Here is an 827-nt window from a genome sequence, read left to right as displayed (position 1 = left end):
CCGAAGGGAAGCACTGTCTCCAGTGCGGTCCGGTGAATGTCAAGCCTTGGTAAGGTTCTTCGCGTTGCATCGAATTAATCCGCATGCTCCGCCGCTTGTGCGGGCCCCCGTCAATTCCTTTGAGTTTTAGCCTTGCGGCCGTACTCCCCAGGCGGGGCACTTAATGCGTTAGCTACGGCGCGGAGAACGTGGAATGTCCCCCACACCTAGTGCCCAACGTTTACGGCATGGACTACCAGGGTATCTAATCCTGTTCGCTCCCCATGCTTTCGCTCCTCAGCGTCAGTAACAGCCCAGAGACCTGCCTTCGCCATCGGTGTTCCTCCTGATATCTGCGCATTTCACCGCTACACCAGGAATTCCAGTCTCCCCTACTGCACTCTAGTCTGCCCGTACCCACTGCAGACCCGGGGTTGAGCCCCGGGCTTTCACAGCAGACGCGACAGACCGCCTACGAGCTCTTTACGCCCAATAATTCCGGACAACGCTTGCGCCCTACGTATTACCGCGGCTGCTGGCACGTAGTTAGCCGGCGCTTCTTCTGCAGGTACCGTCACTTGTGGCTTCTTCCCTGCTGAAAGAGGTTTACAACCCGAAGGCCGTCATCCCTCACGCGGCGTCGCTGCATCAGGCTTCCGCCCATTGTGCAATATTCCCCACTGCTGCCTCCCGTAGGAGTCTGGGCCGTGTCTCAGTCCCAGTGTGGCCGGTCACCCTCTCAGGCCGGCTACCCGTCGTCGCCTTGGTGAGCCATTACCCCACCAACAAGCTGATAGGCCGTGAGCCCATCCAAAACCAGTAAAACCCTTTCCACCCCCCACCATGCG

Annotated in this window: 1 rRNA gene; it reads right to left on the bottom strand. The window is 59.0% G+C overall.

The window, feature by feature from the left end:
• Positions 1–827 (bottom strand): 16S ribosomal RNA (locus PU704_RS19945); the annotation flags it as partial.

It is taken from the genome of Kocuria oceani, from assembly GCF_029524215.1.
Taxonomy (GTDB): Bacteria; Actinomycetota; Actinomycetes; order Actinomycetales; family Micrococcaceae; genus Kocuria; species Kocuria oceani.
This window is presented reverse-complemented; position numbering and strand designations above follow the sequence as displayed.